Raw genomic sequence first — 21,559 nt, forward strand, 5'->3', positions numbered from 1 at the left:
GGGACTGCCGTCAAATGCCATCTCGCGGAGGCTTTGAGGTGAAGTCCGGGAAACGTGGGTAGCAGCAGCGTGGGCATCCGGGACGTGGCGCGGGAGGCCGGCGTTTCAGTCACCACGGTCTCGCACGTCCTCAACGACGTTCCCTCTGCCCGGGTCAGCCCGGAAACCCGCGAAAAGGTAAGGACGACGGCGGCCCGGCTGGGTTACGGCCCCAACCGCCTGGCCCGGGCCCTCCGCAGCCGAAGGTCCGGGGTATTGGGCCTGGTCAGTGAAGACATGGCCGCCACGCCGCACGCCGGCAGCATCATCCTTGGCGCAGACCATGCGGCCCGCGCCCGCGGCTACACCCTGATGGTCATCACAACCGTGGGACCGGGCGGCCCGGGCTCCCGCGAAGCCGATGTGGAGTCCCTCCTGGAGCGGCACGTGGACGGGATCCTTTACGCGTCCAGCCACCAGCGGATCCTGCGGGCCCCGGCCAACCTGGGCAACGTCCCTGCGGTCCTGGTAGATGCTGTTGCCGCGGACGGAGGCCTCCCGGCTGTTGTCGGCGACGAGTACGGCGGCGCCGCTGCTGCGACCGAGGCGCTGCTCGCCGCCAACCACACGCGGATCGGATTCCTCAACAACGCGGAGGACATTCCCTCCGCCCGCCAGCGCCTTCGGGGGTTCCTGGACACCATGGCCAGCGCGGGAAGGGAAAATGCTGTGCTGAATGGGGCGTCGGCCCCTGTAGAGACCTCATCCCCCGATGCATCAGGCGGGTACGCAGCTGCCCGAAGGATGCTGGCAGGCGGCCACCCGCCGTCGGCCCTCTTTTGCTACAACGATCGGATGGCCATGGGCGCCTACCGCGCCGCCGCGGAACTGGGCCTGTCCATCCCTGGCGGCCTGTCCGTCGTCGGATTCGGGGACGAGGAACTGATCGCCGCCAATCTCCACCCGGGCCTGGCCACCGTGGCACTGCCGCACCGTGAAATGGGTGCGTGGGCCGCCAACCGGTTGATCGATGGGATTGAAAGCGCTGCGGTGGAAGCTGGTGCAATCCAACGCCCCGGCGTGCCGGACCCCGTGCTGCTCGCGTGCCGGCTGGTGACCCGCGGATCCGTGTCGGCGCCAAACACCGCAGTGCGCCAGTCCTGAGGCGGGCGTTCGGCGGACTGCCGGACCCACTACGCCCACAGGGAACTTTTGCTTTTCGCTATGCGTGATCTACTCCGGACGGTGTATAGCTAGAAGCTGACGCAGCACCATCACGCGCGCAGACTACTCGCCGTGAAGCACTACCGGAAGGGACGGGGCCAGCCCCGAACAGATGAAAGCTAAGAACTTCTTCAAAGGCCCGGGCATCTGGATCGTCGTTGTGGTCGGTCTGCTCCTTGTGGCTTTTGCAACGCTCGCCCCCGGCGGTGCCGCACGCATCGATACGGACAAGGGCCTGGAACTGCTCTCCAGCAACAAGGTGGAGCAGGCCAAGATCTTCGACGGCGAGAACCGCGTTGACCTCACGTTGAAGGACAACCTGCAGGTAAACGGGCAGGACAAGGGCAAGAGCGTCCAGTTCTTCTTCGTGGACGCCCGCGCGCAGGACGTGGTGAGGGCTGTCACCGATGCCAAGCCGGCCCAGGGCTTCACCGACCAGCCGATTGAGAGCAACTGGTTCTCCGGCCTGCTCTCCCTCCTGATTCCGGTCATCCTGCTGGGCGCCCTCTTCTGGTTCCTGATGACCCGCATGCAGGGCGGCGGCTCCAAGATCATGCAGTTCGGCAAGTCCAAGGCGAAGATGGTCAGCAAGGACATGCCGCAGGTGACCTTCGCAGACGTCGCAGGTGCCGACGAGGCCGTGGAGGAACTCCAGGAAATCAAGGAATTCCTGCAGGAACCTGCCAAGTTCCAGGCCGTTGGCGCCAAGATCCCCAAAGGTGTGCTGCTCTACGGTCCGCCAGGCACCGGTAAAACCCTGCTGGCCCGCGCCGTTGCCGGTGAGGCCGGCGTCCCTTTCTTCTCCATCTCGGGCTCGGACTTCGTCGAGATGTTCGTCGGCGTCGGTGCTTCCCGCGTCCGCGACCTTTTTGAGCAGGCCAAGGCCAACTCGCCAGCCATCATTTTCGTGGATGAAATCGACGCCGTAGGCCGGCACCGCGGCGCCGGCATCGGCGGCGGCAACGACGAACGTGAACAGACCCTCAACCAGCTGCTGGTGGAGATGGACGGGTTCGACGTCAAGACCAACGTAATCCTCATCGCTGCCACCAACCGGCCCGACGTCCTGGACCCGGCACTGCTGCGTCCCGGCCGGTTCGACCGCCAGGTGTCGGTGGAAGCGCCGGACCTGATCGGCCGCGACCAGATCCTCCAGGTCCACGCCAAGGGAAAGCCGATGGCGCCGGGCGTGGACCTCAAGGCTGTGGCGAAGAAGACGCCCGGCTACACCGGTGCCGACCTCGCCAACGTCCTCAACGAAGCCGCGCTGCTCACGGCCCGCTCCAACGCCAACCTGATTGACGACCGCGCCCTGGACGAGGCCATTGACCGCGTCATGGCAGGCCCGCAGAAGCGCAGCCGCGTCATGAAGGAACACGAGCGCAAGATCACCGCCTACCACGAAGGCGGCCACGCCCTGGTGGCGGCCGCACTGCGGAACTCGGCTCCGGTCACCAAGATCACCATCCTCCCGCGCGGCCGGGCCCTGGGCTACACCATGGTGGTTCCGGAAAACGACAAGTACTCCGTGACCCGCAACGAGCTCCTGGACCAGATGGCCTATGCCATGGGCGGCCGTGTGGCCGAGGAAATCGTCTTCCACGATCCGTCCACCGGCGCTTCCAATGACATCGAGAAGGCCACAGGCACTGCACGCAAGATGGTCACCGAGTACGGCATGAGCGAACGCGTCGGCGCTGTCCGGCTGGGCCAGGGCGGCGGCGAACCCTTCCTGGGCCGCGATGCAGGCCACGAGCGCAACTACTCGGACCAGATCGCCTATGTTGTGGACGAGGAAGTGCGCCGCTTGATTGAGCAGGCCCACGATGAGGCCTACGAAATCCTCACCGAAAACCGCGACATCCTGGACTACCTGGCCCTTGAACTGCTGGAGCGCGAAACCCTTAACCAGGCCGAGATCGCCGACATCTTCCGGGATGTGCGCAAGCGGGACTTCCGCGAGGTGTGGCTGTCCAAGGAGACCCGTCCCGTGCAGCTGACGGGACCGGTGGAGAGCCGACTGGAGCGCGCCGAGCGCGAGGCGCAGGAAGAAGCGAAGAGGGCGCGGATGGACGAGCCCCTGGACGCCCAGCCGCCGCACGCCCAGGGCGTTTCGGAGGATGCTCCGTTCCACGGGGGTACCCCCGACTCGGGGCCTGACACCCTTCGCGGCTAAGCTTCTCCTGTGACTTCATTCGACGACGACGACGTTCCCGCCTCCGCCGGATTCCCGGCGGAGGACGGTTCCCACCCCTCCAAAAAGGAAAGGGTCGACCGGCCACGGATCGAGGCAGCCGTCCGCGAGATCCTCATTGCCATCGGTGAGGACCCGGACCGGGGCGGCCTCGCGGACACCCCGAAAAGGGTTGCGAAGGCGTACGCCGAGGTGTTCGCCGGACTGCACCATGATCCCGCGGACGTCCTGTCCACCACGTTCGACCTGGACCACGAGGAACTGGTCCTGGTCAAGGACATACCGTTCTACTCCACGTGCGAGCACCACCTGGTGCCGTTTCACGGGGTGGCCCACGTTGGCTACATCCCCTCGCACGACGGTAAGGTGACCGGGCTGAGCAAGCTGGCCCGCCTGGTGGATATCTACGCGCGCCGCCCCCAGGTGCAGGAACGGCTTACTACTGAAATTGTCGAAGCGATGGTGCGCCACCTCAAGCCCCGTGGCGCCATCGTCGTTGTTGAATGCGAACACATGTGCATGTCCATGCGCGGCGTCCGCAAGCCCGGAGCGAAGACCGTCACCAGTGCGGTCCGCGGGCAGCTTCATGACCCGGCCACCCGTGCCGAAGCCATGAGCCTCATCCTCGGAAGGTAACCACAGACCATGGATTCACTCGCCGCAGCCCCCGGAACGGGGCCTGCAACATCCCCGCTGCCCATCCTGCGCAAGCCCCGCCCGGCCGCACGCTTCGAAGACCTGCCTGCTGACCGCACCCTGGTCATGGGAATCCTGAACGTCACGCCGGATTCCTTCAGCGACGGCGGGAAGCATGCGACGGCGGACACCGCCATCGCGGCCGGCCTGCGGATGTTCTATGCCGGCGCAGACATCATCGACGTCGGGGGCGAGTCCACGCAGCCCGGTGCTGAGGATGTGACGCCGGACGAAGAGCAACGCCGCGTCCTGCCCGTGATCGAAGCGCTGGTGAAGGCCGGCGCGCTGGTCAGCATCGACACCACCCATGCCTCCACCGCAGCCGCTGCCCTCAAAGCCGGCGCGGCCATCATCAACGACGTCTCCGGGCTGACCATCGAACCGGAGATGGTGGAGTTGGTAGCGGCGTCCAGGGCCCCCTACATCCTCACGCACCGCCGCGGGGACGCCAGGACCATGAACTCACTCGCCGAATACACGGACGTTGCAGGGGAAGTGGTGGCAGAGCTGGCAGGAGTGCGGGACAAGCTTTACGCCGCAGGGGCCAGCCAGGAACAAATCATCATCGATCCGGGCCTGGGGTTCGCCAAGAACGACGCCCAGAACTGGGAACTGCTGCAGAACCTTGACCAGCTGGACAGCCTGGGCCACAAGGTCCTGGTGGGTGCATCCCGCAAGCGTTTCCTCGGCACCCTGCTGACGGTGGCGGGCAAGTCCGCCGCTCCCGAAGAGCGGGACGGCGCCACGGCCGCGATCACGGCAATCAGCGCCCACCGCGGTGCATGGGCCGTCCGCGTGCACGACGTCGGTTCCAGCCTTGACGCCGTCAAGGTGGCTGCGCGCATGGCCGCAGTCTCCACGGCACAAGCCGTACCCAAAACACAATAGGGCCGGGGGACCCATGGACAGGATTACGCTGACCGGAGTGACCGCCGTCGGCCATCACGGCGTCTTCGATTTTGAACGCCGGGAGGGCCAGCCCTTTGTCGTGGACACAGTGCTCTACCTGGACTTCACGGAAGCGGCGCAGTCCGACGACGTGCGGGACACCGCGCACTATGGTGAGGTAGCGCAGCGTATTACCGACTGGATCTGCGGGGAGCCCCTGAACCTTATCGAGGCCCTCGCGGTGCGGATCGCGGACAGCCTCCTGGCGGAATTCAAGCTCCAGGCCGTGGACGTCACCGTCCATAAACCCCAGGCCCCCATTGAGGTCCCTTTCGGTGACGTGGCGGTCACCGTCCACAGGACACGGGTCCCTGCCGGCCAAGAGCTGACCGGGGCGCAGAGGTGAACAGGAGCTACACCAAGGCCGTGCTTGCGCTGGGCAGCAACCTTGGGGAACGGAACGAGACCCTGACCGAGGCCGTGGCGGACCTGGTGGATCCGCCGGAGGTCCGGCTGCTTGCCGTCTCGCCAATAGTCCAGACCAAGGCCGTGGGCGGCCCGGCCGGCCAGCCGGACTTCCTGAACATGGTGGTCACCGTGGAAACCAGCTTGACTCCGCAGGAACTGCTGGCTCACTGCCAGGCGGTGGAGAACAAGCACCTCCGCGTCCGAGAGGTCCGCTGGGGGCCGCGGACGCTCGACGTCGACATCATCACCTACGGCGAGCTCCGCAGCCAGGATCCCGCCCTTACCCTTCCGCATCCCCTGGCGGCGTCGCGTGCGTTCGTCCTCTACCCGTGGTCGCTCATCGAACCCGCCGCCACCCTGGACGGCGAACGGATCAGCACCCTGGCAGTCCAGGCGGACGATTTTGAAGACCTCTCCCCGTTCGACGGGTTCGGCGACTTTGACGGGATGCCCACTGCGGGAGCGGTGGAGGAGCGATGAAGCCCATCAACCCGCTCCGCCTGCTGCTGATCTGTGTCATCCTTGCGGTCGCGGGCTGGTCAGCCACGGTTGTGACCAGCCGGTACGGCATCGCGACGCCTGTCCTGCCGCTCACCGCCCTTGCCACCATGGGCGTCATCGTCATCATCACCTTGATTCTGGGCCTCCGGGTCCTGAAGTGGCGCAACAGCCACAAGCCGGACAGCAAGGACAGGAAGACACAACTGGATCCCCTCCTGGCCGCCCGGACCCTGGTCCTGGCGCAGGCGTGCGCCTACGCCGGAACAGTACTGCTGGGCTGGCACGTGGGCATCTTCCTGGACCAGCTGCGGATCTGGAGCTTGCGCAGTGACCAGGGAATCACCTGGCTGGCCCTGGCCATGGCCGGCGGGGGCCTGGTGATGATCGTGGTGGGGCTCCTCGTAGAGCGGTTCTGCAGAATTCCCCCGGAGGACAGCGACACCGGCGTCAACGGGAAGAAGGGCCGCCCTGCCCGCGGGGAAGCCGCAGGGGAAGGCGAATATGCCTACCGAGGCGATTGACCCGCCCGATATCGCCTGGCAGCGGGTGTCGCCGACATACTTGACGGTCCGGCTGGTGGAATGGGCCCTGGCCAACCTTTTAGCGGTGCTGGTCTTGTCCGCGCCGCTGGTGTTTGTCCTCCTCGGCTGGTGGCTGTGGCCGCCGCTGTGGCTGGCCGTCACCATTCCGGCCGCTATGCTGCTGGTTGCTTTATGGCGGCTGGCGCTTATCCCGCGGCAGGTCCGGGCCATCGGCTACGCCGAGCGCGACGACGACCTGCTGGTCAGGAGCGGCATCTTCTTCCAGCGAACCTTGGCCGTCCCCTACGGCCGAATGCAGTATGTGGACATTGCGGTGGGGCCGATGGAGCGTGGACTGGGCCTGTGCACCGTAAAGCTGCACACGGCCTCACCCGGCACCAACGCGCGCATCCCCGGCCTCCCGGCGGCGGAAGGCGCCCGGCTCCGGGAGCAGCTGGCCGCCCGAGGCGAAGCCAGGCTGGCAGGGCTGTGACCACTGACGGCCAGCCGCCCGGGCCGCCGGCGGTGCCGCCTGCTGCGGACAGCCTGGAAACAAAGGGACCGTCCGACGGCGAGTGGCTGCGCGTGCATCCCGCCTCGCCTTTCGTCCGCGGCTGGGTTGCGTTGGCCGCCATCACATTCTTTTTAGGCCGGGACGTCGTGGAGCGGACACTGCAGGGCCAGCCCGTGTTCGAGGACGGGTTCGCCAGGCGGGCGCCGTGGCTCCTGGGCGGCGGTGCGGTGGTGCTGGCAGTGGCGGTGCTCGGGTTCGTCCTGACCTGGTATTTCACCAAGTACCAGGTGTCCGGCGGCTACGTCCGGGCCAAGTCCGGCCTCCTGTTCCGCCAGCACCGGCAGGCGCGGCTGGACCGGGTGCAGGCCATCGACATCGTGCAGCCACTGCTGGCCCGCATCTTCGGCCTCGCCGAACTCAAGTTTGAGGTGGCCGACGCGGGCGAATCCGCGGTGCGCCTGGCCTACCTCAAACTTGACGACGCACGCCAACTGCGCGCCACCATCCTGGCGCGTGCTTCCGGCGCAGTTTCCTCCGGCACTGTTTCCGCGGCGGCCGCCGGGGCCGGCACTGTTTCCGCGGCGGCCGCCGGGGCCGGGGCTGGTTCCGCGGACTCCCCGGGGGCCCGGCACTTTGCCCAGCCCGCACACGAGGCGCCGGAATTTACGGTTCTTGCGGTGCCGCCGTCGCGCCTTATTGGATCGCTGCTGCTGAGCGAGCAAAGCTTCTTTATTGTGGTGGGCGGCTTCGCTTCGGTGGCCCTGTCCGTGCTGACGGAGAACCGCGCCTTCTACTTCTACCTGGTGCCCGCGGCCCTGGGCCTCGCAGCCGGCTACTGGAACTTCTTCAACAAGGGGTACAACTTCACGGCCGCGGTCTCGCCGGACGGCATCCGGCTCCGGTACGGGCTGCTCGACACGCAGGCGCAGACGCTTCCCCCCGGCCGGATCCAGGCGCTGAAAATTGCCCAGCCGCCGCTGTGGCGTCCGTTCGGCTGGTACCGCATGCAGGTAAACGTGGCCGGCTACGGGGCGTCCGGCAACGCAGCGGAAGGCAACACCAGGACAATTCTCCTGCCCGTGGGCAAGCTCGCCGAGGTCATGGCCATGCTCTCCCTGGTCCTCCCGGACCCGGGAACGGACAGGCCGGCGGCGGTGTTTGCCGCGGGCCTTACAGGCAGGGATTCGGACGCCGGATTTGTCACCACCCCGCGGCGCGCAAGGCTGCTGGCACCCTTGGCCTGGCGGCGGAACGGTTATACCGCCACGGACACGGCCCTGTTGATCCGTGCCGGCCGTTGGTGGCGGGAGCTTGTGGTGGTTCCCCACCAGCGTACGCAGTCACTGGCCCTGCACCAGGGGCCCGTGGCGCGACGGTTCCGGGTGGCGGACCTGGTGCTGCACACCACCGCGGGTCCCGTAGCCCCGCGGCTGACCCAGGCGGGGCTGGACCAGGCGAGGCAACTCTTCAACGAGCAGTCGGCGCGTGCCCGGCTGGCCAGGAAGCGGCAAACCACCGAACAATGGTTGCGGCAGGTTGCTCCAGGTGCGACTGTGCAGTTGCCTGTCAGGCAGTCGCCTGGTACGCCGACGCCTGGTGTGCCGTTGCCGGGGGCGGCCGCCAGTGACGCCCGCATCCATCACCAACAGGAAGGCCAGCAGCATGGCTAAGCCCGGGCGCCTCGGCGTCGGAATCATCGGCGCCGGAAAGGTGGGTGCCGTTCTCGGTGCGGCCCTGCGCGCGGCCGAACACGCCGTCGTCGGGGTCTCAGCGGTCTCCGACGCAAGCCGGGAACGCGCTGAAACGCTGCTGCCCGGGGTGCCGATCCTGGAAGTGCAGGACATCGTGGAGCGCGCGGAACTGGTGCTGTTGGCCGTGCCGGACGATGCCTTGCCGGATCTGGTCGATGGGCTGGCGAAGCTCGGGGCCTGGCAGCCCGGCCAGCTCGTTGCGCATACCTCCGGCCGGTTCGGCGTGGGCGTGCTGCATCCGGTGCGTGCCGCCGGCGCCATTCCGCTGGCGCTGCACCCGGCCATGACGTTCACCGGCATGAGCCTGGACCTTACCCGGCTGCTCGACTGCACCTTCGGCGTGACGGCGGATGCCGCCATGCTGCCCATCGCCCAGGCGCTGGTGGTGGAGATGGGCGCGGAGCCGGTCGCGATCGCGGAGGCGGACCGAACGCTGTACCACGCAGCCCTGGCCCACGGTTCCAACCACCTTGTCACGCTGGTGGCCCAGGCCTCGCAGCTCCTGCGGGAGGTGGGTGTGGAATCGCCGGGGCGCATGCTGGGTCCGCTGCTGCGGGCCACCCTGGAGAATGCCCTGGCCTCGGGGGAGTCGGCGCTGACCGGCCCGGTGGCCCGCGGGGACGTGGGGACGGTGCGTGCCCACGCCGAGGCGTTGCGGGAGTTCGACGGCGGCGGGCACGGCGACGTGCTGGAGGCCTACCTTGCGATGGCACGCGCCACCGCCCTCCGCGCCGGAGGGCGCGGACTGCTGAAACCTGACCAGCTGAAGGGGCTGCACGAGGCCCTCGATCCGAAGGAGGACTGAATGTCCATTCAACTCGTCACCACGGTGGCCGGCCTGCGGGCCGAAAGCGCCAGGCTCCTCGGCGCCAAGCGGGGCGTTTCACAGGGGCTGGTGCCCACCATGGGCGCGCTTCACGAGGGCCATGCCGCACTGGCCCGCGCCGCCGTCGAGAACAATGACGTGGTGGTGGCCAGTATCTTCGTCAACCCCCTGCAGTTCGGCGACGCAGTGGACCTTGACCGCTATCCACGGACGCTGGATGCGGACCTTGCCCTGCTGGAGGGGCAGGACGTTGACCTTGTGTTCGCGCCCACGGTCGAAGAGGTTTACCCCGGCGGGGAGCCCCTGGTCCGGATCACGTCCGGGCGCCTTGGGGACAAGTGGGAGGGTGCTTCCAGGCCCGGACATTTCGACGGTGCCCTGACCGTTGTGGCCAAACTGCTGCACTACGGGATACCTGCGGCGGGTCTTCCAGCTGGCGCCGCCGCCGGTCCCCAACGTGGCAGCCTGCCTGCCTACCGGGCTTACTTTGGGCAGAAGGACGCCCAGCAGTTGGCCTTGGTCCGGCGGATGGTCTCCGATCTGGACTTCCCCGTGGAGATCGTGGGCGTGCCAACGGTCCGGGCGGAGGACGGGCTGGCGTTGTCCAGCCGGAACCGCTTCCTGTCCGGCGACGAGCGGGACGCCGCACTTGTTCTGTCCCGGGCCCTGCGGCTGCTGGAAGAGCGGGCGAACGCCCACGAGCCGCTGGACCTTGACTCAGCCCTGGCGCTGGTGGAGTCCCAGCCCCTGGTGGAACTGGACTACTTCGACGTGGTGGATCCGGGAACCCTTGAGCCGCTGGCCGAGAACTGCCGGGAAACACCTTTCCGCGGCGATGCCTTGGCGCTTATCGCGGCCAAGGTGGGTCCGGTGCGACTCATCGACAACGTGGTGCTCAATTCATAGCCCCCTGCGTTGGTAACCGCCATGCCCGGTGGCGCCCGTTACAGGCCTGGGTGGTCCCGGCAGGTCATGAGCTGTTCGAGGAGGGCGCGTTCGGGCCGGCCCGGATTCCGGGCGACGCAACGGCGCAGGCGTGCCCGGACCAGTTCTTCACATGGGTCCTGACTGTCGAGAAGCTCATCGATAATTTCCTGCGCCTGCCATCTGAGCGACTCGATGGCGAACTGCCTGACTTCGGCCGGCGTTTCGCTGGACATCCAGGGATCTGGGTCCGACGGGACGCTTTGGAACATCCGCTCTGCTGACATTGGGGCCTCCTTGCTCCAAAACTGGCCACCTGGGTGGGCCTCTGCGGTGTTCGAAAGCACTGCGTAGGAGAAACACTACAGCGGGAAAGACAGGTCTGTCTCCCCCTGCGATAGACTTTAAGTCCTATGAGTACAGAGGCGAAGGTCCCGGTTTCCCCTGAGTCTTCACGCGTGGTGCCGTCAGAGGGTCACGCACATGCCGTGGAGCGCATCCTTTCAGTGGCCTACGAGCTGTTCTCGCGGCGCGGAGTCCGCGATGTGGGCGTCAATGAGCTCATCGAACGATCGGGCGTGGCCAAGGCCACCTTCTACCGGCACTTTCCGTCAAAGGATTCCCTGGTCCTGGCATTCCTGGAGCAGCGGGACAAGCTCTGGACCGTCGAAGCCATTGTGAGCCAGGCGCGGCGCCGGGGGACAAGCCCCGTTGAGCATTTGCTGGCAATATTCGACGTCCTGGAGGAATGGTTCCGGCGCGAGGACTTTGAGGGAAGTACCTTCATCCATGTCCTGCTCGAAATGGGACCATCGCATCCGCTGGGCCAAGCCAGCATCGATTACCTGGCGAAGCTCCGCGGGCATGTTCAGGCTTTGGCGGAAGAGGCCGGACTGCTGAGCCCGGACGAGTTTGCGCGCTCCTGGCAGATTCTGATGAAAGGCTCCATCATTTCGGCCACCGGTGGCGACCTGCAGGCCGCCAAGCGCGCCCAGCAGATGGCCGGATGGTTGATCGAGCATCACAGGGCTTAGCCTTGGCGCTGGGCAGCAGGGCAATCACTACCCACCTCCGCGCAGGGCATGGGGCCGGATGGGTTTTAGCTGCGCCATGCGACTTCCGGACCCCTTCACCACTGGTAATTCCCATAGCGGTATCATCCGTGGAGCCCCTGACATTCACGCTGGGAACGCTGTCCGCCAAGGCGCCCCCAGCCAAAGGTGCCTCAACCTAGAAGCCGCGTGCCGCCGTCGTACGCATGGCCGCCGCGCGGATTCCTGCCAGCACCCCAAATACCCGAAGCGAAAAGGAATGTGCGCAGCGTGGATAACCATCCGCGGCGGAAAGCCGAACATAATAGTCAGCTTGCTTATTACTTTCTCCTTTCCTAGGCTGGAAGGCGTCAGGCAATCAACTCTCGAGCGGGACCCGGCGCGCCAAAAGAACGCGCGGCCCCCTCAGGCGAGGAGGAACAATGTCAGAGCACAGCATCGCAGGCAAGAAGGTGGCATTCCTGCTGACAGACGGCGTAGAGCAGGTGGAACTCACCAGTCCCTGGCAGGCCGTGAAGGACGCCGGCGGCGAGCCCACCCTGGTCGCCCCCAAGAGCGGCAAGCTGCAGGGCTACAACGGCACGGACAAGGGCGATACCTTTGACGTCGATCTCACCGTGGCGGAAGCGAACGCCTCCGACTACGACGCTTTGGTGCTTCCCGGCGGCGTGGTCAACGCCGACCACCTGCGCGTCGACAAGGACGCCCAGAGCTTTACCCGCAGCTTCTTTGAGCAGCACAAGCCGGTCGCATCCATCTGCCACGGACCCTGGCTGCTGATCGAGGCCGGAGTCATCAGGGGCCGGAACGTCACGTCCTACTTCACCCTTGAAACCGACCTGAAAAACGCGGGTGCAAACTGGACGGACCAGGAAGTGGTGGTGGACCAGGGCCTGGTGACCAGCCGGAACCCGGATGACCTCCCGGCGTTCAACAGCAAGCTGGTGGAGGAAATCTCCGAAGGCCAGCACGCGGGCCAGACAGCTTAGGGCCCCCAACTGTTCCCTCAGGGTTAAAAAGATCCCGTCCGGAGGAATTACTCCAGCGGGTAGAGTGTTGAAACCTGCAGCGGCGCCGACCGTGCATCACTCACAAAAATCCCTGAGGGAACACCCATGTCTACCGAAGTCTCTCCAAACGCCGGCGGCCAGCCCGTTCCGGCAGTCGAAGTCCGGGAAGCAATCCGCCCAGGAACCCAGCCCGCTGCGCCGGAGAAGATGTCCCGGGAGTCCGTAACCATCATCAGCACGCTGCTGGTGGCGACGTTCGTGGTGATCCTGAACGAGACCATCATGAACGTCGCCCTGCAGCGGCTCATGGTGGACCTCCGCGTTGACGCGCCGACCGTACAGTGGCTGTCCACCGGGTTCATGCTCACCATGGCAGTGGTCATCCCCACCACCGGCTTCATCCTCCAGCGGCTCTCCACCCGGGCCGTCTTCATGCTTGCCATGGGCCTGTTCGCCGGCGGAACAGCACTTGCAGCAGTGGCCCCCGGGTTCGAGGTCCTGCTCCTGGCGCGCATTGTCCAGGCGGGCGGAACCGCCATCATGCTGCCGCTGCTGATGACCACCATCCTCACCCTGGTGCCGCTGGCCAAGCGCGGAGCCGTGATGGGGAACGTCAGCATTGCCATCTCGGTGGCCCCCGCCATGGGTCCCACCGTCTCCGGGCTGATCCTCGAGCACTTCACCTGGCGCTTCATGTTCGTCTTCGTCCTGCCGGTGGCCCTCGCGGCGCTCGCCATTGGCGCCAAGTACCTCACAAACGTGGGCGAGGTGGAAAAGGGCAAACTCGATTTCCTGTCCGTGCTCCTCACCGTTCCTGCCTTCGGTGGCCTGGTCTATGGGCTCAGCCAGATCGGCGGCGGGCACGGCGGCCAGGCAGGTCCCAGTACCGGCGCCATCGCTGCCCTGGTCATCGGTGTCGCTGCCCTGACGGTTTTCGTGCTCCGCCAGGTCCGGCTGCAGAAAGCCGCCGCTCCGCTGCTGGACCTGCGCGCGTTCAGCTTCCGGATGTTCACCGTCTCGGTCCTGCTGATGGTGGTGGCCATGATGGCCCTGTTCGGCGGCGTCATCCTGCTGCCGCTCTACCTGCAGCAGGTGCGGGGCCTCGGCTCGCTTGAAACCGGCCTGGCACTGCTCCCCGGCGGCCTCGCCATGGGCCTGCTGGGCCCGGTCATCGGCCGCGCGTTCGACAAGGTGGGCCCGCTGCCGCTCACGGTCACCGGATCCATCCTGATGGTGGTGAGCCTTTGGCAGTTTTCCATGCTCGACGCCGGCACGGCGGTTTGGTGGATCGTCACCTTGCACGTGGGGCTGAGTTTCGGCCTGGCGCTGCTGTTCACACCGGCGTTCACCACCGGGCTGAACCCGCTGCCCCCGCACCTCTACTCCCATGGTTCGGCGATCATGAGCACCACGCAGCAGGTGGCCGGCGCCGCCGGCACGGCACTGCTGGTGTCCATCTTCGCGGTTGTCAGTGCGGCGTCGGGACTCGTTGCCGGGATGAGTGCCGCCTTCATGACGGCAACCGTCATAGCCCTTGCCGCCGTCGTGCTTTCCGCCATGATGCGCAAGACCGAAGGCACAGGCGCGGGCCACGGTCCGGCGCACTAGCCCAACTGGGTAGCAGCAACTGTCGTTTTGAGCCTCCAAAACGGCAGTTGCTGCTACTTACATGGGTCAGCCGGCGAAGAACTCGCTCAGTTCCTTGATCAGCTTGTCCGGCGCCTTGATAGCGCCGTCGTGGCCGAATCCGGGGAGGATGGTGTAGCTGGAGCCGGAGAGCACGTCGTGGATCTGGCCGCAGGCGATGCCGAAGTAGGCGGGGCTCTTTTCGCCCACAACAATCAGCGTCTCAAGGGGCAGTGCCTGGAACGGTTCGGCCGGCATGTCCGCGGCGATGATCGCCTTGATCTCGCGGACGCCGGTGCGCATCAGCTCGCGCTGCTGCTTGCCTTCCGTGGTGCCGGCCGTCAGCTTGTTGGCCAGGGTGAGCATGGACAGAGGCATGCGCGATGAGAAGGCGCCGCCGGCTTCCAGGCCCCGCTGGATCACCGCGAGGGCACGGTCGTCGTCCCCGGCAGCGATGGCCCGCTCGTATTCAGTGATCCAGTCGGCTGTGACGCTGCCGTTGACGGAGACCGCGGGGTCGTAGACGGCGAGGCGTTCCACTGGAAGGGTCCGCGCGGCGTGCAGGGCAACGGCGCCGCCGAAGCTGTGCCCGAAGACGTCGGTGCTGGCGGTGTGCCTCATGACCGTGTTCAGGTCCCGGATGTCCACGTCCAACGTATAGTTGTCCGGCTGGGGCGACGAGGAGCCGCGGCCGCGCCGATTGAAGGTGTGCACGGGGCGGCCCAGTGCGACGCTCAGTTTTTGGGCGAATTTGGTGTAGTCCGCGGCCGTCACCATGGAGGGCGGAACAACCACCACCCCCGAACCTGCCGAAGCCAGTTCCGCACCCGTGGAGAAGAGCTCCACAGTGCCGCCATCGGGGGTCCTGATGTTCTCTCGCGTCATGTTCCGAGCCTAGCCGAGCAAGCTGGGTGCGGGCATCCCGGACGCCCGCTCAGCCCTTGAAGTACGCCGCGATGTCGGTGACCAGTTCCTTCACGGCAGCCGGGATGGAGCCGTGGAAGCACTTGGGTGAGAGCTGGTAGGTGCTGCCTGGTACTGCCGCGTGGAGCCGCTCCGCCGTCAGCTTGTAATAACTGGGGCTTTTGCCGCCGGCCATGAAGTGCGTGCCGGGGGGCAGCACGCTGAAGTCGCGGGCATGGTCCTTTTCGTCGTACGCAGCCCGCAGTTCGCCCACGCCGCTGGGCATGACCTGCCTGAAAACCTTGTTCACCTTGGTGCGGGACACGACCGCCATCAGTCCTGCCAGGACGGGCTCCGGGATCCTGGCCATGGGGGAGCCAGGACTGGTGGCCCTCCTCATATGCGCCAGTGCGTGGCCCACCCGTCCGTTGTTGACGGCATCCTCGAACCCGTCCAGCCACCGGGTATCAATGCTGCCGTCGATGTTCACCGCCGCGTCATACACGGCAAGCTTGTCCGGAACGAACGCGGTTCCGGTGAACTCCTGCACCGCGTTCAGGGCCACTGAACCGCCCAGGCTGTGGCCCAGGATGTTCCGTGCGCCAGTGGCCTCCATGACCGTCCGGACATCCTCGATTTCGGTGGCCATGGAGTAGTCCGCCGGCTGCCCGGAGGAGCTGCCGCGTCCCCTGCGGTCGTAAACGTCCACCGCCCAGCCGTCGCCCAGACCCTTCGCCAGCGAATTGGAGAACGGCCGGTAGATCAGGGCCGTCAGGAACGCCCCGCCGATCAATAGCACCCGTTTTTCGCCCGGCGCATCCTCGCTGCCGTAGCTGTACAAAGCCAGCCTGCCGCCGTCGTGCGTTGGAAGTACCTGTTCTTTCACCAGCCCATAGTAGGGCCCACCCCTGCGGGGGAGCTGGGAGCCCGGCTTGGTAACGCCCGGTAAACTTGATGATTGTGACTTCCCAAAACACCCCCGCGCCCAAGAATGCCCCAGAGCCCCTCGACGCCAGCGAGCAGATGCGGATCCGCATGGAAAAGCGCGCCAAGCTTCTTGAGCGTGGCACGGAGGCATACCCCGTGGGAGTGGAGCGCACGCATTCACTTGCCGAGATCAGGGAAAAGTACTCCCACCTTGAGGCGGACGACACCACCGGGGACATCGTGGGCGTCACCGGCCGTGTGGTCTTTGTCCGGAACACCGGGAAGCTCTGCTTCGCCACCCTGCAGGAAGGCGGCACGGACGGCAAGGGGACACGCCTGCAGGCCATGCTGAGCCTTGCCAATGTGGGCGAGGAAGCGCTCGCGGAGTGGAAGGCCCTGGTTGACCTGGGCGACCACGTATTCATCAAGGGCGAAGTCATTTCCTCGCGCCGCGGGGAACTGTCGGTCATGGCCGAGTCCTGGGCTATGGCCTCCAAGGCCCTGCGTCCGCTGCCTGTGCTGCACGCGGACCTCAACGAGGAAACCCGCGTCCGCCAGCGCTACGTTGACCTGATGGTCCGCGACGAGGCCCGCGAAATGGTCTACACCCGCGCGGCCATCACCCGCTCCATCCGCGAAACACTGTTCCGGCACCGCTACGTGGAAGTGGAAACGCCCATCCTGCAGCTGGTCCACGGCGGCGCCCTGGCACGGCCGTTCGAAACCCACATGAACGCATTCGACCAGCGAATGACCCTGCGCATCGCCACCGAGCTGTACCTCAAGCGTGCCGTGGTGGGCGGGATCGACCGGGTGTATGACATGGGCCGCGTGTTCCGCAACGAGGGTGTCGACTCCACCCACAGCCCCGAGTTCACAACCCTTGAGTGCTATGAGGCCTGGGCCGACCAGTTCGTCATGGCGGAGAGGATCAAGGAAATCATCCTCGACGCCGCGGACGCCGTGGGTGCCGGGCGCGTCCTCCAGACGGAGGCGGGGGAGATCAACCTCGACGGCGACTGGACCTGGCTCCCCGTCTACCCCGGACTTTCCGACGCCGTTGGGCAGGAAATCACGCCGGACACCCCGGTTGAGGTGCTGCGGGAAATCGCTGCCAAGCATGAGGTCAAGGTGGACCCGAAGTGGGACGCCGAAAAGCTGGCGGTTGAGCTCTTCGGTGAAATCGTGGAACCCACCCTGCTGAACCCCACCTTCGTCTACGACTACCCGCCGTCCGCGCAGCCGCTGGCCCGCCCGCACCGCGAGGACGGCCGGCTGATCGAGGCCTGGGACCTGATCATCGGCGGCATGGAACGCGGTACCGCCTTCTCCGAGCTGATCGACCCCGTCATCCAGCGCGAGCGGCTAACCGAGCAATCACTGCACGCAGCCGCCGGCGACGTCGAGGCCATGCAGCTGGACGAGGACTTCCTGCGGGCCCTGGAATACGGGGCTCCGCCCATGGGCGGCATCGGCCTGGGCATCGACCGGCTGGTGATGCTCTTCACCGGGGCCGGCATCCGCGAAACCATCCTGTTCCCCCTGCTGAAGCCCGAAGGGCACTGATCATGGAATACGTAGCAGTTATTCTTCCCTCCCTCGTGGTGGGCCTGCTTTTCTGGTTCGCCATGAAGGCGATCTTCAACGCGGACAAGGCTGAACGGCAGGCGGAGGCCCGCGCGCAGGCCGAAGCCGATTCCCTCCCGGTGCGGCCCTCGGATCCCGAAACCAAATAGATAAACCCCCTACTTTCCGGATTTATCCCCAAGGAACCATTAGGCGCTTTGACGCGTTGCCAACATAAGAGTCATACTTTTTTTGGGAAACATCCTGCTTTTCTGAAAACCGACTTTCCAGCAAGAGGAAGACTTTAATGGCACAGAAAGTAAACATCATCCTCGTTGATGATCTGGATGGGGGATCCGCAGACGAGAATGTTAAGTTTGGCCTCGACGGGGCCAGCTACGAGATTGACCTGTCGGCAGCCAATGCCGCTGAACTCCGGTCTTCATTGGAGAGGTTCATTACTGCTGCACGCAAGGCATCCGGAGGCCGCACGCAGCGGACGAAGGCTGCAACCGGGGGCCGCAGCCATGATTCGGCGCAAATCCGGCAATGGGCGCGGGATAACGGCTACACGGTTAACAGCCGCGGCCGAATTCAGGCCGAAATCCAGGAGGCCTACCAAAAGGCAAATTCCTAGGACTGCCTTTAGCTCCACCGAAACCCCGCTTACCGCCGCCAGGCGGGGCGGGGTTTTTCAATTCCGGACATTGCTGCTACGGGAAGCCCGCGAGCCTGTCCATTGACCCAATTAGGAAGTTCGCCTGAGCACCCGATGTGCGCGAATTTTTGTGGACTTTGAAACCGCCCTGCCGACGCATAGCCGGCTGCTGGTTCGCCTTGCGGGTCCGGTTCGCCACGCTGCAACCGGCCGCCGCCGTTATTCCCGCAACGGGCCCGGTTTCCCCTGTGGCGAACACGCTCCACAACTCCGGAGCGGGCACGTAGCATCAAAGTACGTCGTAGCTAGGAGTGTGGCGAAATGTTTGAGCGATTTACGGACCGTGCCCGTCGCGTAGTTGTGCTTGCCCAAGAAGAGGCACGCATGCTGAACCACAATTACATCGGTACCGAACACATCCTCTTGGGTCTGATCCATGAGGGTGAGGGCGTTGCCGCCAAAGCTCTTGAGTCCTTGAGCATTTCGCTCGACGGCGTTCGCGAGCAGGTGCAGGAGATCATCGGTCAGGGCCAGCAGGCTCCCTCCGGCCACATCCCCTTCACCCCACGTGCCAAGAAGGTGCTGGAGCTCTCGCTGCGCGAAGCCCTGCAGCTGGGCCACAACTATATCGGCACGGAGCACATCCTGCTCGGCCTGATCCGTGAAGGTGAAGGCGTCGCCGCCCAGGTGCTGGTCAAGCTCGGCGCAGACCTCAACCGGGTCCGCCAGCAGGTCATCCAGCTCCTCTCCGGCTACCAGGGCAAGGAAACCACCGGCGCAGGCGTCGGCGGCGGACAGCCCGAAGGCGCACCTGCCGGTTCCGTGGTCCTGGACCAGTTCGGCCGCAACCTGACCCAGGCTGCGCGCGAGAACAAGCTGGACCCGGTCATCGGCCGCGAGCAGGAAATGGAACGCGTCATGCAGGTCCTTTCCCGCCGCACCAAGAACAACCCGGTCCTCATCGGCGAGCCTGGCGTCGGCAAGACGGCCGTCGTCGAGGGCCTGGCCCAGGCGATCGTGCGCGGCGACGTCCCGGAGACCATCCGCGACAAGCAGCTGTACACCTTGGACCTCGGTTCCCTGGTGGCAGGTTCCCGCTACCGCGGTGACTTCGAAGAGCGCCTGAAGAAGGTCCTCAAGGAGATCCGCACCCGAGGCGACATCATCCTGTTCATCGACGAGATCCACACCCTGGTGGGTGCCGGAGCCGCCGAAGGCGCCATCGATGCAGCCTCGATCCTGAAGCCCATGCTGGCCCGCGGCGAGCTGCAGACCATCGGTGCCACCACGCTGGATGAGTACCGGAAGCACATCGAGAAGGATGCCGCCCTGGAGCGCCGCTTCCAGCCGATCCAGGTCAAGGAACCCTCTGTGGCGCACGCCATCGAGATCCTCAAGGGCCTGCGCGACCGGTACGAAGCACACCACCGCGTCACCATCACCGACGGCGCGCTGGCCTCAGCTGCCAGCCTGGCCGAGCGCTACATCTCGGACCGCTTCCTGCCCGACAAGGCGATCGACCTGATCGACGAAGCTGGCGCGCGGCTGCGCATCCGCCGCATGACTGCTCCTCCGGAGCTCAAGGCCATGGACGAGCGCATCGCCAAGCTGAAGATGGAGAAGGAATCCGCCATCGACGCGCAGGACTTCGAAGGCGCCGCCGCGCTCCGCGACAAGGAGCAGAAGATGATCTCTGAGCGGTCGGAGAAGGAGCGGCACTGGAAGTCCGGCGGCATGGACGACATTTCCGAGGTGGATGAGGATCTCATCGCCGAGGTGCTGGCCAACTCCACGGGTATCCCGGTCTTCAAGCTGACCGAGGAAGAGTCCTCGCGGCTGCTCAAGATGGAAGACGAACTGCACAAGCGTGTCGTCGGCCAGGACGAGGCAATCAAGGCACTCTCGCAGGCCATCCGCCGCACCCGTGCAGGGCTCAAGGACCCCAAGCGCCCCGGTGGTTCGTTCATCTTCGCCGGCCCCACCGGCGTCGGCAAGACCGAACTCGCCAAGGCCCTCGCGGAGTTCCTGTTCGGTGAAGAGGACGCCCTCATCACGCTGGACATGTCCGAGTACTCCGAGAAGCACACCGTTTCGCGGCTCTTCGGGGCCCCTCCGGGCTACGTGGGCTACGAGGAGGGTGGCCAGCTGACCGAGAAGGTCCGCCGCCGTCCGTTCTCCGTGGTGCTGTTCGACGAAGTGGAGAAGGCCCACGCGGACCTCTTCAACTCGCTGCTGCAAATCCTGGAAGACGGCCGCCTGACCGACTCCCAGGGCCGCGTGGTGGACTTCAAGAACACCGTGATCATCATGACCACCAACCTGGGTACCCGGGACATCTCCAAGAGCGTTGCCACCGGCTTCCAGTCCGGCACCGACACGCAGACCGGCTACAACCGGATGCGGGCCCGTGTCACGGAGGAACTTAAGCAGCACTTCCGCCCCGAGTTCCTAAACCGTGTGGATGACGTTGTGGTGTTCCCGCAGCTCACGCAGGACGAGATCATCGAGATCGTGGACATGTTCGTGACGCGGCTGGAGAAGCGCCTCAAGGACAAGGACATGGGCATCGAGCTCACCAAGGCGGCCAAGGTGCTCCTGGCAACGCGCGGTTACGATCCCGCCATGGGTGCCCGGCCGCTGCGCCGCACCATCCAGCGCGAGATCGAGGACCAGCTCTCCGAGAAGATCCTGTTCGGCGAGATCCACGCCGGTGACATCGTCGTGGTGGATGTCGAAGGCGAAGGCGATGACGCGAAGTTCACCTTCGCCGGCAACGCCAAGCCGCGCATCCCGGAAATCGCCCCGACCCACTAGGTCCAGGCCTCCAGCAGAACAGCGAAAGCCCCGCCACTCCACAAGGAGCGGCGGGGCTTTCGCTTGCCCTCTTCACCCCAGCAGTGGTTCCGTCCGCGAGGGCACCGGGGTCATTTGCCGCTTGCTGCTCGTTCCTCGCTTTGACGCAAGCTACACAAATGGCCCCGGCGCCCTCGCTCGGTGCCTCGCGGGGAGTTTGTGCCACGCTGCACACGAGGAGCCGGCATCGGGGATTTATGTAGGCGCCGTCAAAGCGACGAAGGAGCAGGCGCCGGGAAATCTCTGATGGCCGGTACCGGACCCAGCCAAGGAACCGCGCCAACGCCCGGCCTGGAGGGAAGGGGTGCGTGGCGACTGTGATGGCGGGCACAAACCGTGTTGAATCGGGGGCACCTGACTTGGCTCATGGGCCGGGATATTTCGGGAGCGTATCGTGCTGACCTGCGGTGATGCGGGCTGCTTCATGGTTTTTCACGCACTAATGGGATTTGTTCTAGTGTCACGGTGTGGCATTCAT

21 protein-coding genes are annotated in these 21,559 nt (G+C 65.7%); 18 read left to right on the top strand and 3 right to left on the bottom strand.

All coding sequences use genetic code 11. The annotated features are described in order from the left end of the window. The first annotated feature begins 54 nt into the window (after positions 1 to 54). The 11 genes from IEW19_RS11060 to IEW19_RS11110 all read left to right on the top strand — a co-directional run bounded on the left by IEW19_RS11060 (position 55) and on the right by IEW19_RS11110 (position 10,468). Positions 55 to 1,143: a LacI family DNA-binding transcriptional regulator gene (locus IEW19_RS11060; protein WP_188571677.1), complete on the top strand. Its 1,089-nt coding sequence runs from the start codon at positions 55 to 57 to the stop codon at positions 1,141 to 1,143. A gap of 172 nt (positions 1,144 to 1,315) precedes the next feature. Further along, entirely contained in the window at positions 1,316 to 3,379 is a 2,064-nt protein-coding gene (gene ftsH, locus IEW19_RS11065) for an ATP-dependent zinc metalloprotease FtsH (protein ID WP_188571678.1), read from the top strand. A 9-nt stretch (positions 3,380 to 3,388) separates the two neighbouring features. Beyond that, positions 3,389 to 4,033, top strand: a complete 645-nt coding sequence (gene folE, locus IEW19_RS11070; protein ID WP_188571679.1) for a GTP cyclohydrolase I FolE — start codon at positions 3,389 to 3,391, stop codon at positions 4,031 to 4,033. A gap of 9 nt (positions 4,034 to 4,042) precedes the next feature. After that, the gene (gene folP / locus IEW19_RS11075; protein ID WP_188571680.1) at positions 4,043 to 4,981 is read left to right on the top strand and encodes a dihydropteroate synthase; all 939 of its coding nucleotides are present in this window, start codon (positions 4,043 to 4,045) and stop codon (positions 4,979 to 4,981) included. Positions 4,982 to 4,994: 13 nt separating this feature from the next. After that, on the top strand, positions 4,995 to 5,387 hold the full coding sequence (folB, locus tag IEW19_RS11080) for a dihydroneopterin aldolase (RefSeq protein ID WP_188571681.1): 393 nt from the start codon (positions 4,995 to 4,997) through the stop codon (positions 5,385 to 5,387). Further along, a complete protein-coding gene (gene folK / locus IEW19_RS11085) occupies positions 5,384 to 5,929 on the top strand; it encodes a 2-amino-4-hydroxy-6-hydroxymethyldihydropteridine diphosphokinase (protein ID WP_188571682.1) in 546 nt (181 codons plus the stop codon). Before folB ends, folK begins: the two co-directional genes overlap by 4 nt. Then, complete coding sequence (locus IEW19_RS11090; protein WP_188571683.1) at positions 5,926 to 6,471, top strand: DUF3180 domain-containing protein; 546 nt, start codon at positions 5,926 to 5,928, stop codon at positions 6,469 to 6,471. Before folK ends, IEW19_RS11090 begins: the two co-directional genes overlap by 4 nt. Next, positions 6,452 to 6,964 (top strand): PH domain-containing protein, encoded by a 513-nt coding sequence (locus IEW19_RS11095; protein ID WP_188571684.1) that lies wholly within the window; start codon positions 6,452 to 6,454, stop codon positions 6,962 to 6,964. Before IEW19_RS11090 ends, IEW19_RS11095 begins: the two co-directional genes overlap by 20 nt. Then, positions 6,961 to 8,655, top strand: a complete 1,695-nt coding sequence (locus IEW19_RS11100) for a PH domain-containing protein (RefSeq protein WP_188571685.1) — start codon at positions 6,961 to 6,963, stop codon at positions 8,653 to 8,655. Before IEW19_RS11095 ends, IEW19_RS11100 begins: the two co-directional genes overlap by 4 nt. Next, positions 8,648 to 9,541, top strand: coding sequence for a Rossmann-like and DUF2520 domain-containing protein (locus IEW19_RS11105; protein WP_188571686.1), 894 nt, complete (start codon positions 8,648 to 8,650; stop codon positions 9,539 to 9,541). Before IEW19_RS11100 ends, IEW19_RS11105 begins: the two co-directional genes overlap by 8 nt. Beyond that, on the top strand, positions 9,542 to 10,468 hold the full coding sequence (locus IEW19_RS11110) for a 4-phosphopantoate--beta-alanine ligase (protein ID WP_188571687.1): 927 nt from the start codon (positions 9,542 to 9,544) through the stop codon (positions 10,466 to 10,468). It abuts the gene before it with no gap. Between the two features lie 38 nt (positions 10,469 to 10,506). Here the strand turns inward: IEW19_RS11110 and IEW19_RS11115 are convergent, their stop codons facing one another. Further along, positions 10,507 to 10,773, bottom strand: coding sequence for a hypothetical protein (locus IEW19_RS11115; protein ID WP_188571688.1), 267 nt, complete (start codon positions 10,771 to 10,773; stop codon positions 10,507 to 10,509). Positions 10,774 to 10,899: 126 nt separating this feature from the next. On the opposite strand from IEW19_RS11115, the gene IEW19_RS11120 reads away from it, so the two are divergent. The 3 genes from IEW19_RS11120 (at position 10,900) to IEW19_RS11130 (ending at position 14,156) form a co-directional block, all read left to right on the top strand. After that, positions 10,900 to 11,520, top strand: a complete 621-nt coding sequence (locus IEW19_RS11120) for a TetR/AcrR family transcriptional regulator (RefSeq protein ID WP_188571689.1) — start codon at positions 10,900 to 10,902, stop codon at positions 11,518 to 11,520. Between the two features lie 440 nt (positions 11,521 to 11,960). Then, a complete protein-coding gene (locus IEW19_RS11125) occupies positions 11,961 to 12,527 on the top strand; it encodes a type 1 glutamine amidotransferase domain-containing protein (protein ID WP_188571690.1) in 567 nt (188 codons plus the stop codon). 126 nt (positions 12,528 to 12,653) lie between these two features. Next, a complete protein-coding gene (locus IEW19_RS11130; RefSeq protein ID WP_188571691.1) occupies positions 12,654 to 14,156 on the top strand; it encodes a DHA2 family efflux MFS transporter permease subunit in 1,503 nt (500 codons plus the stop codon). A 66-nt stretch (positions 14,157 to 14,222) separates the two neighbouring features. Here the strand turns inward: IEW19_RS11130 and IEW19_RS11135 are convergent, their stop codons facing one another. Further along, positions 14,223 to 15,059 carry an alpha/beta fold hydrolase gene (locus IEW19_RS11135; RefSeq protein ID WP_188571692.1) on the bottom strand — a complete coding sequence of 279 codons (837 nt, stop codon included), beginning with the start codon at positions 15,057 to 15,059 and terminating at the stop codon, positions 14,223 to 14,225. A gap of 49 nt (positions 15,060 to 15,108) precedes the next feature. Beyond that, positions 15,109 to 15,963 carry an alpha/beta fold hydrolase gene (locus IEW19_RS11140; RefSeq protein ID WP_188571693.1) on the bottom strand — a complete coding sequence of 285 codons (855 nt, stop codon included), beginning with the start codon at positions 15,961 to 15,963 and terminating at the stop codon, positions 15,109 to 15,111. Between the two features lie 68 nt (positions 15,964 to 16,031). Between IEW19_RS11140 and lysS the strand changes: the two genes are divergently transcribed. The 4 genes from lysS (at position 16,032) to IEW19_RS11160 (ending at position 21,042) form a co-directional block, all read left to right on the top strand. Continuing rightward, a complete protein-coding gene (gene lysS / locus IEW19_RS11145) occupies positions 16,032 to 17,570 on the top strand; it encodes a lysine--tRNA ligase (RefSeq protein WP_188571694.1) in 1,539 nt (512 codons plus the stop codon). A gap of 2 nt (positions 17,571 to 17,572) precedes the next feature. Then, positions 17,573 to 17,740: a hypothetical protein gene (locus tag IEW19_RS11150; RefSeq protein ID WP_188571695.1), complete on the top strand. Its 168-nt coding sequence runs from the start codon at positions 17,573 to 17,575 to the stop codon at positions 17,738 to 17,740. Positions 17,741 to 17,877: 137 nt separating this feature from the next. Next, entirely contained in the window at positions 17,878 to 18,207 is a 330-nt protein-coding gene (locus IEW19_RS11155; protein WP_188571696.1) for a histone-like nucleoid-structuring protein Lsr2, read from the top strand. 342 nt (positions 18,208 to 18,549) lie between these two features. Further along, positions 18,550 to 21,042 (top strand): ATP-dependent Clp protease ATP-binding subunit, encoded by a 2,493-nt coding sequence (locus IEW19_RS11160; protein ID WP_188571697.1) that lies wholly within the window; start codon positions 18,550 to 18,552, stop codon positions 21,040 to 21,042. Positions 21,043 to 21,559: the final 517 nt, after the last annotated feature.

The sequence above is a fragment of the Arthrobacter liuii genome, assembly GCF_014639275.1.
Lineage (GTDB): Bacteria > Actinomycetota > Actinomycetes > Actinomycetales > Micrococcaceae > Arthrobacter > Arthrobacter liuii.

Bases quoted from the DNA above. Each gene is read 5' to 3' on its own strand.
- ftsH (WP_188571678.1), top strand. From the start codon at position 1,316: ATGAAAGCTAAGAACTTCTTCAAAGGCCCGGGCATCTGGATCGTCGTT.
- folP (WP_188571680.1), top strand. From the start codon at position 4,043: ATGGATTCACTCGCCGCAGCCCCCGGAACGGGGCCTGCAACATCCCCG.
- folB (WP_188571681.1), top strand. From the start codon at position 4,995: ATGGACAGGATTACGCTGACCGGAGTGACCGCCGTCGGCCATCACGGC.
- IEW19_RS11090 (WP_188571683.1), top strand. From the start codon at position 5,926: ATGAAGCCCATCAACCCGCTCCGCCTGCTGCTGATCTGTGTCATCCTT.
- IEW19_RS11095 (WP_188571684.1), top strand. From the start codon at position 6,452: ATGCCTACCGAGGCGATTGACCCGCCCGATATCGCCTGGCAGCGGGTG.
- IEW19_RS11105 (WP_188571686.1), top strand. From the start codon at position 8,648: ATGGCTAAGCCCGGGCGCCTCGGCGTCGGAATCATCGGCGCCGGAAAG.
- IEW19_RS11110 (WP_188571687.1), top strand. From the start codon at position 9,542: ATGTCCATTCAACTCGTCACCACGGTGGCCGGCCTGCGGGCCGAAAGC.
- IEW19_RS11115 (WP_188571688.1), bottom strand. From the start codon at position 10,773: ATGTCAGCAGAGCGGATGTTCCAAAGCGTCCCGTCGGACCCAGATCCC.
- IEW19_RS11120 (WP_188571689.1), top strand. From the start codon at position 10,900: ATGAGTACAGAGGCGAAGGTCCCGGTTTCCCCTGAGTCTTCACGCGTG.
- IEW19_RS11125 (WP_188571690.1), top strand. From the start codon at position 11,961: ATGTCAGAGCACAGCATCGCAGGCAAGAAGGTGGCATTCCTGCTGACA.
- IEW19_RS11130 (WP_188571691.1), top strand. From the start codon at position 12,654: ATGTCTACCGAAGTCTCTCCAAACGCCGGCGGCCAGCCCGTTCCGGCA.
- IEW19_RS11135 (WP_188571692.1), bottom strand. From the start codon at position 15,059: ATGACGCGAGAGAACATCAGGACCCCCGATGGCGGCACTGTGGAGCTC.
- lysS (WP_188571694.1), top strand. From the start codon at position 16,032: ATGATTGTGACTTCCCAAAACACCCCCGCGCCCAAGAATGCCCCAGAG.
- IEW19_RS11150 (WP_188571695.1), top strand. From the start codon at position 17,573: ATGGAATACGTAGCAGTTATTCTTCCCTCCCTCGTGGTGGGCCTGCTT.
- IEW19_RS11155 (WP_188571696.1), top strand. From the start codon at position 17,878: ATGGCACAGAAAGTAAACATCATCCTCGTTGATGATCTGGATGGGGGA.
- IEW19_RS11160 (WP_188571697.1), top strand. From the start codon at position 18,550: ATGTTTGAGCGATTTACGGACCGTGCCCGTCGCGTAGTTGTGCTTGCC.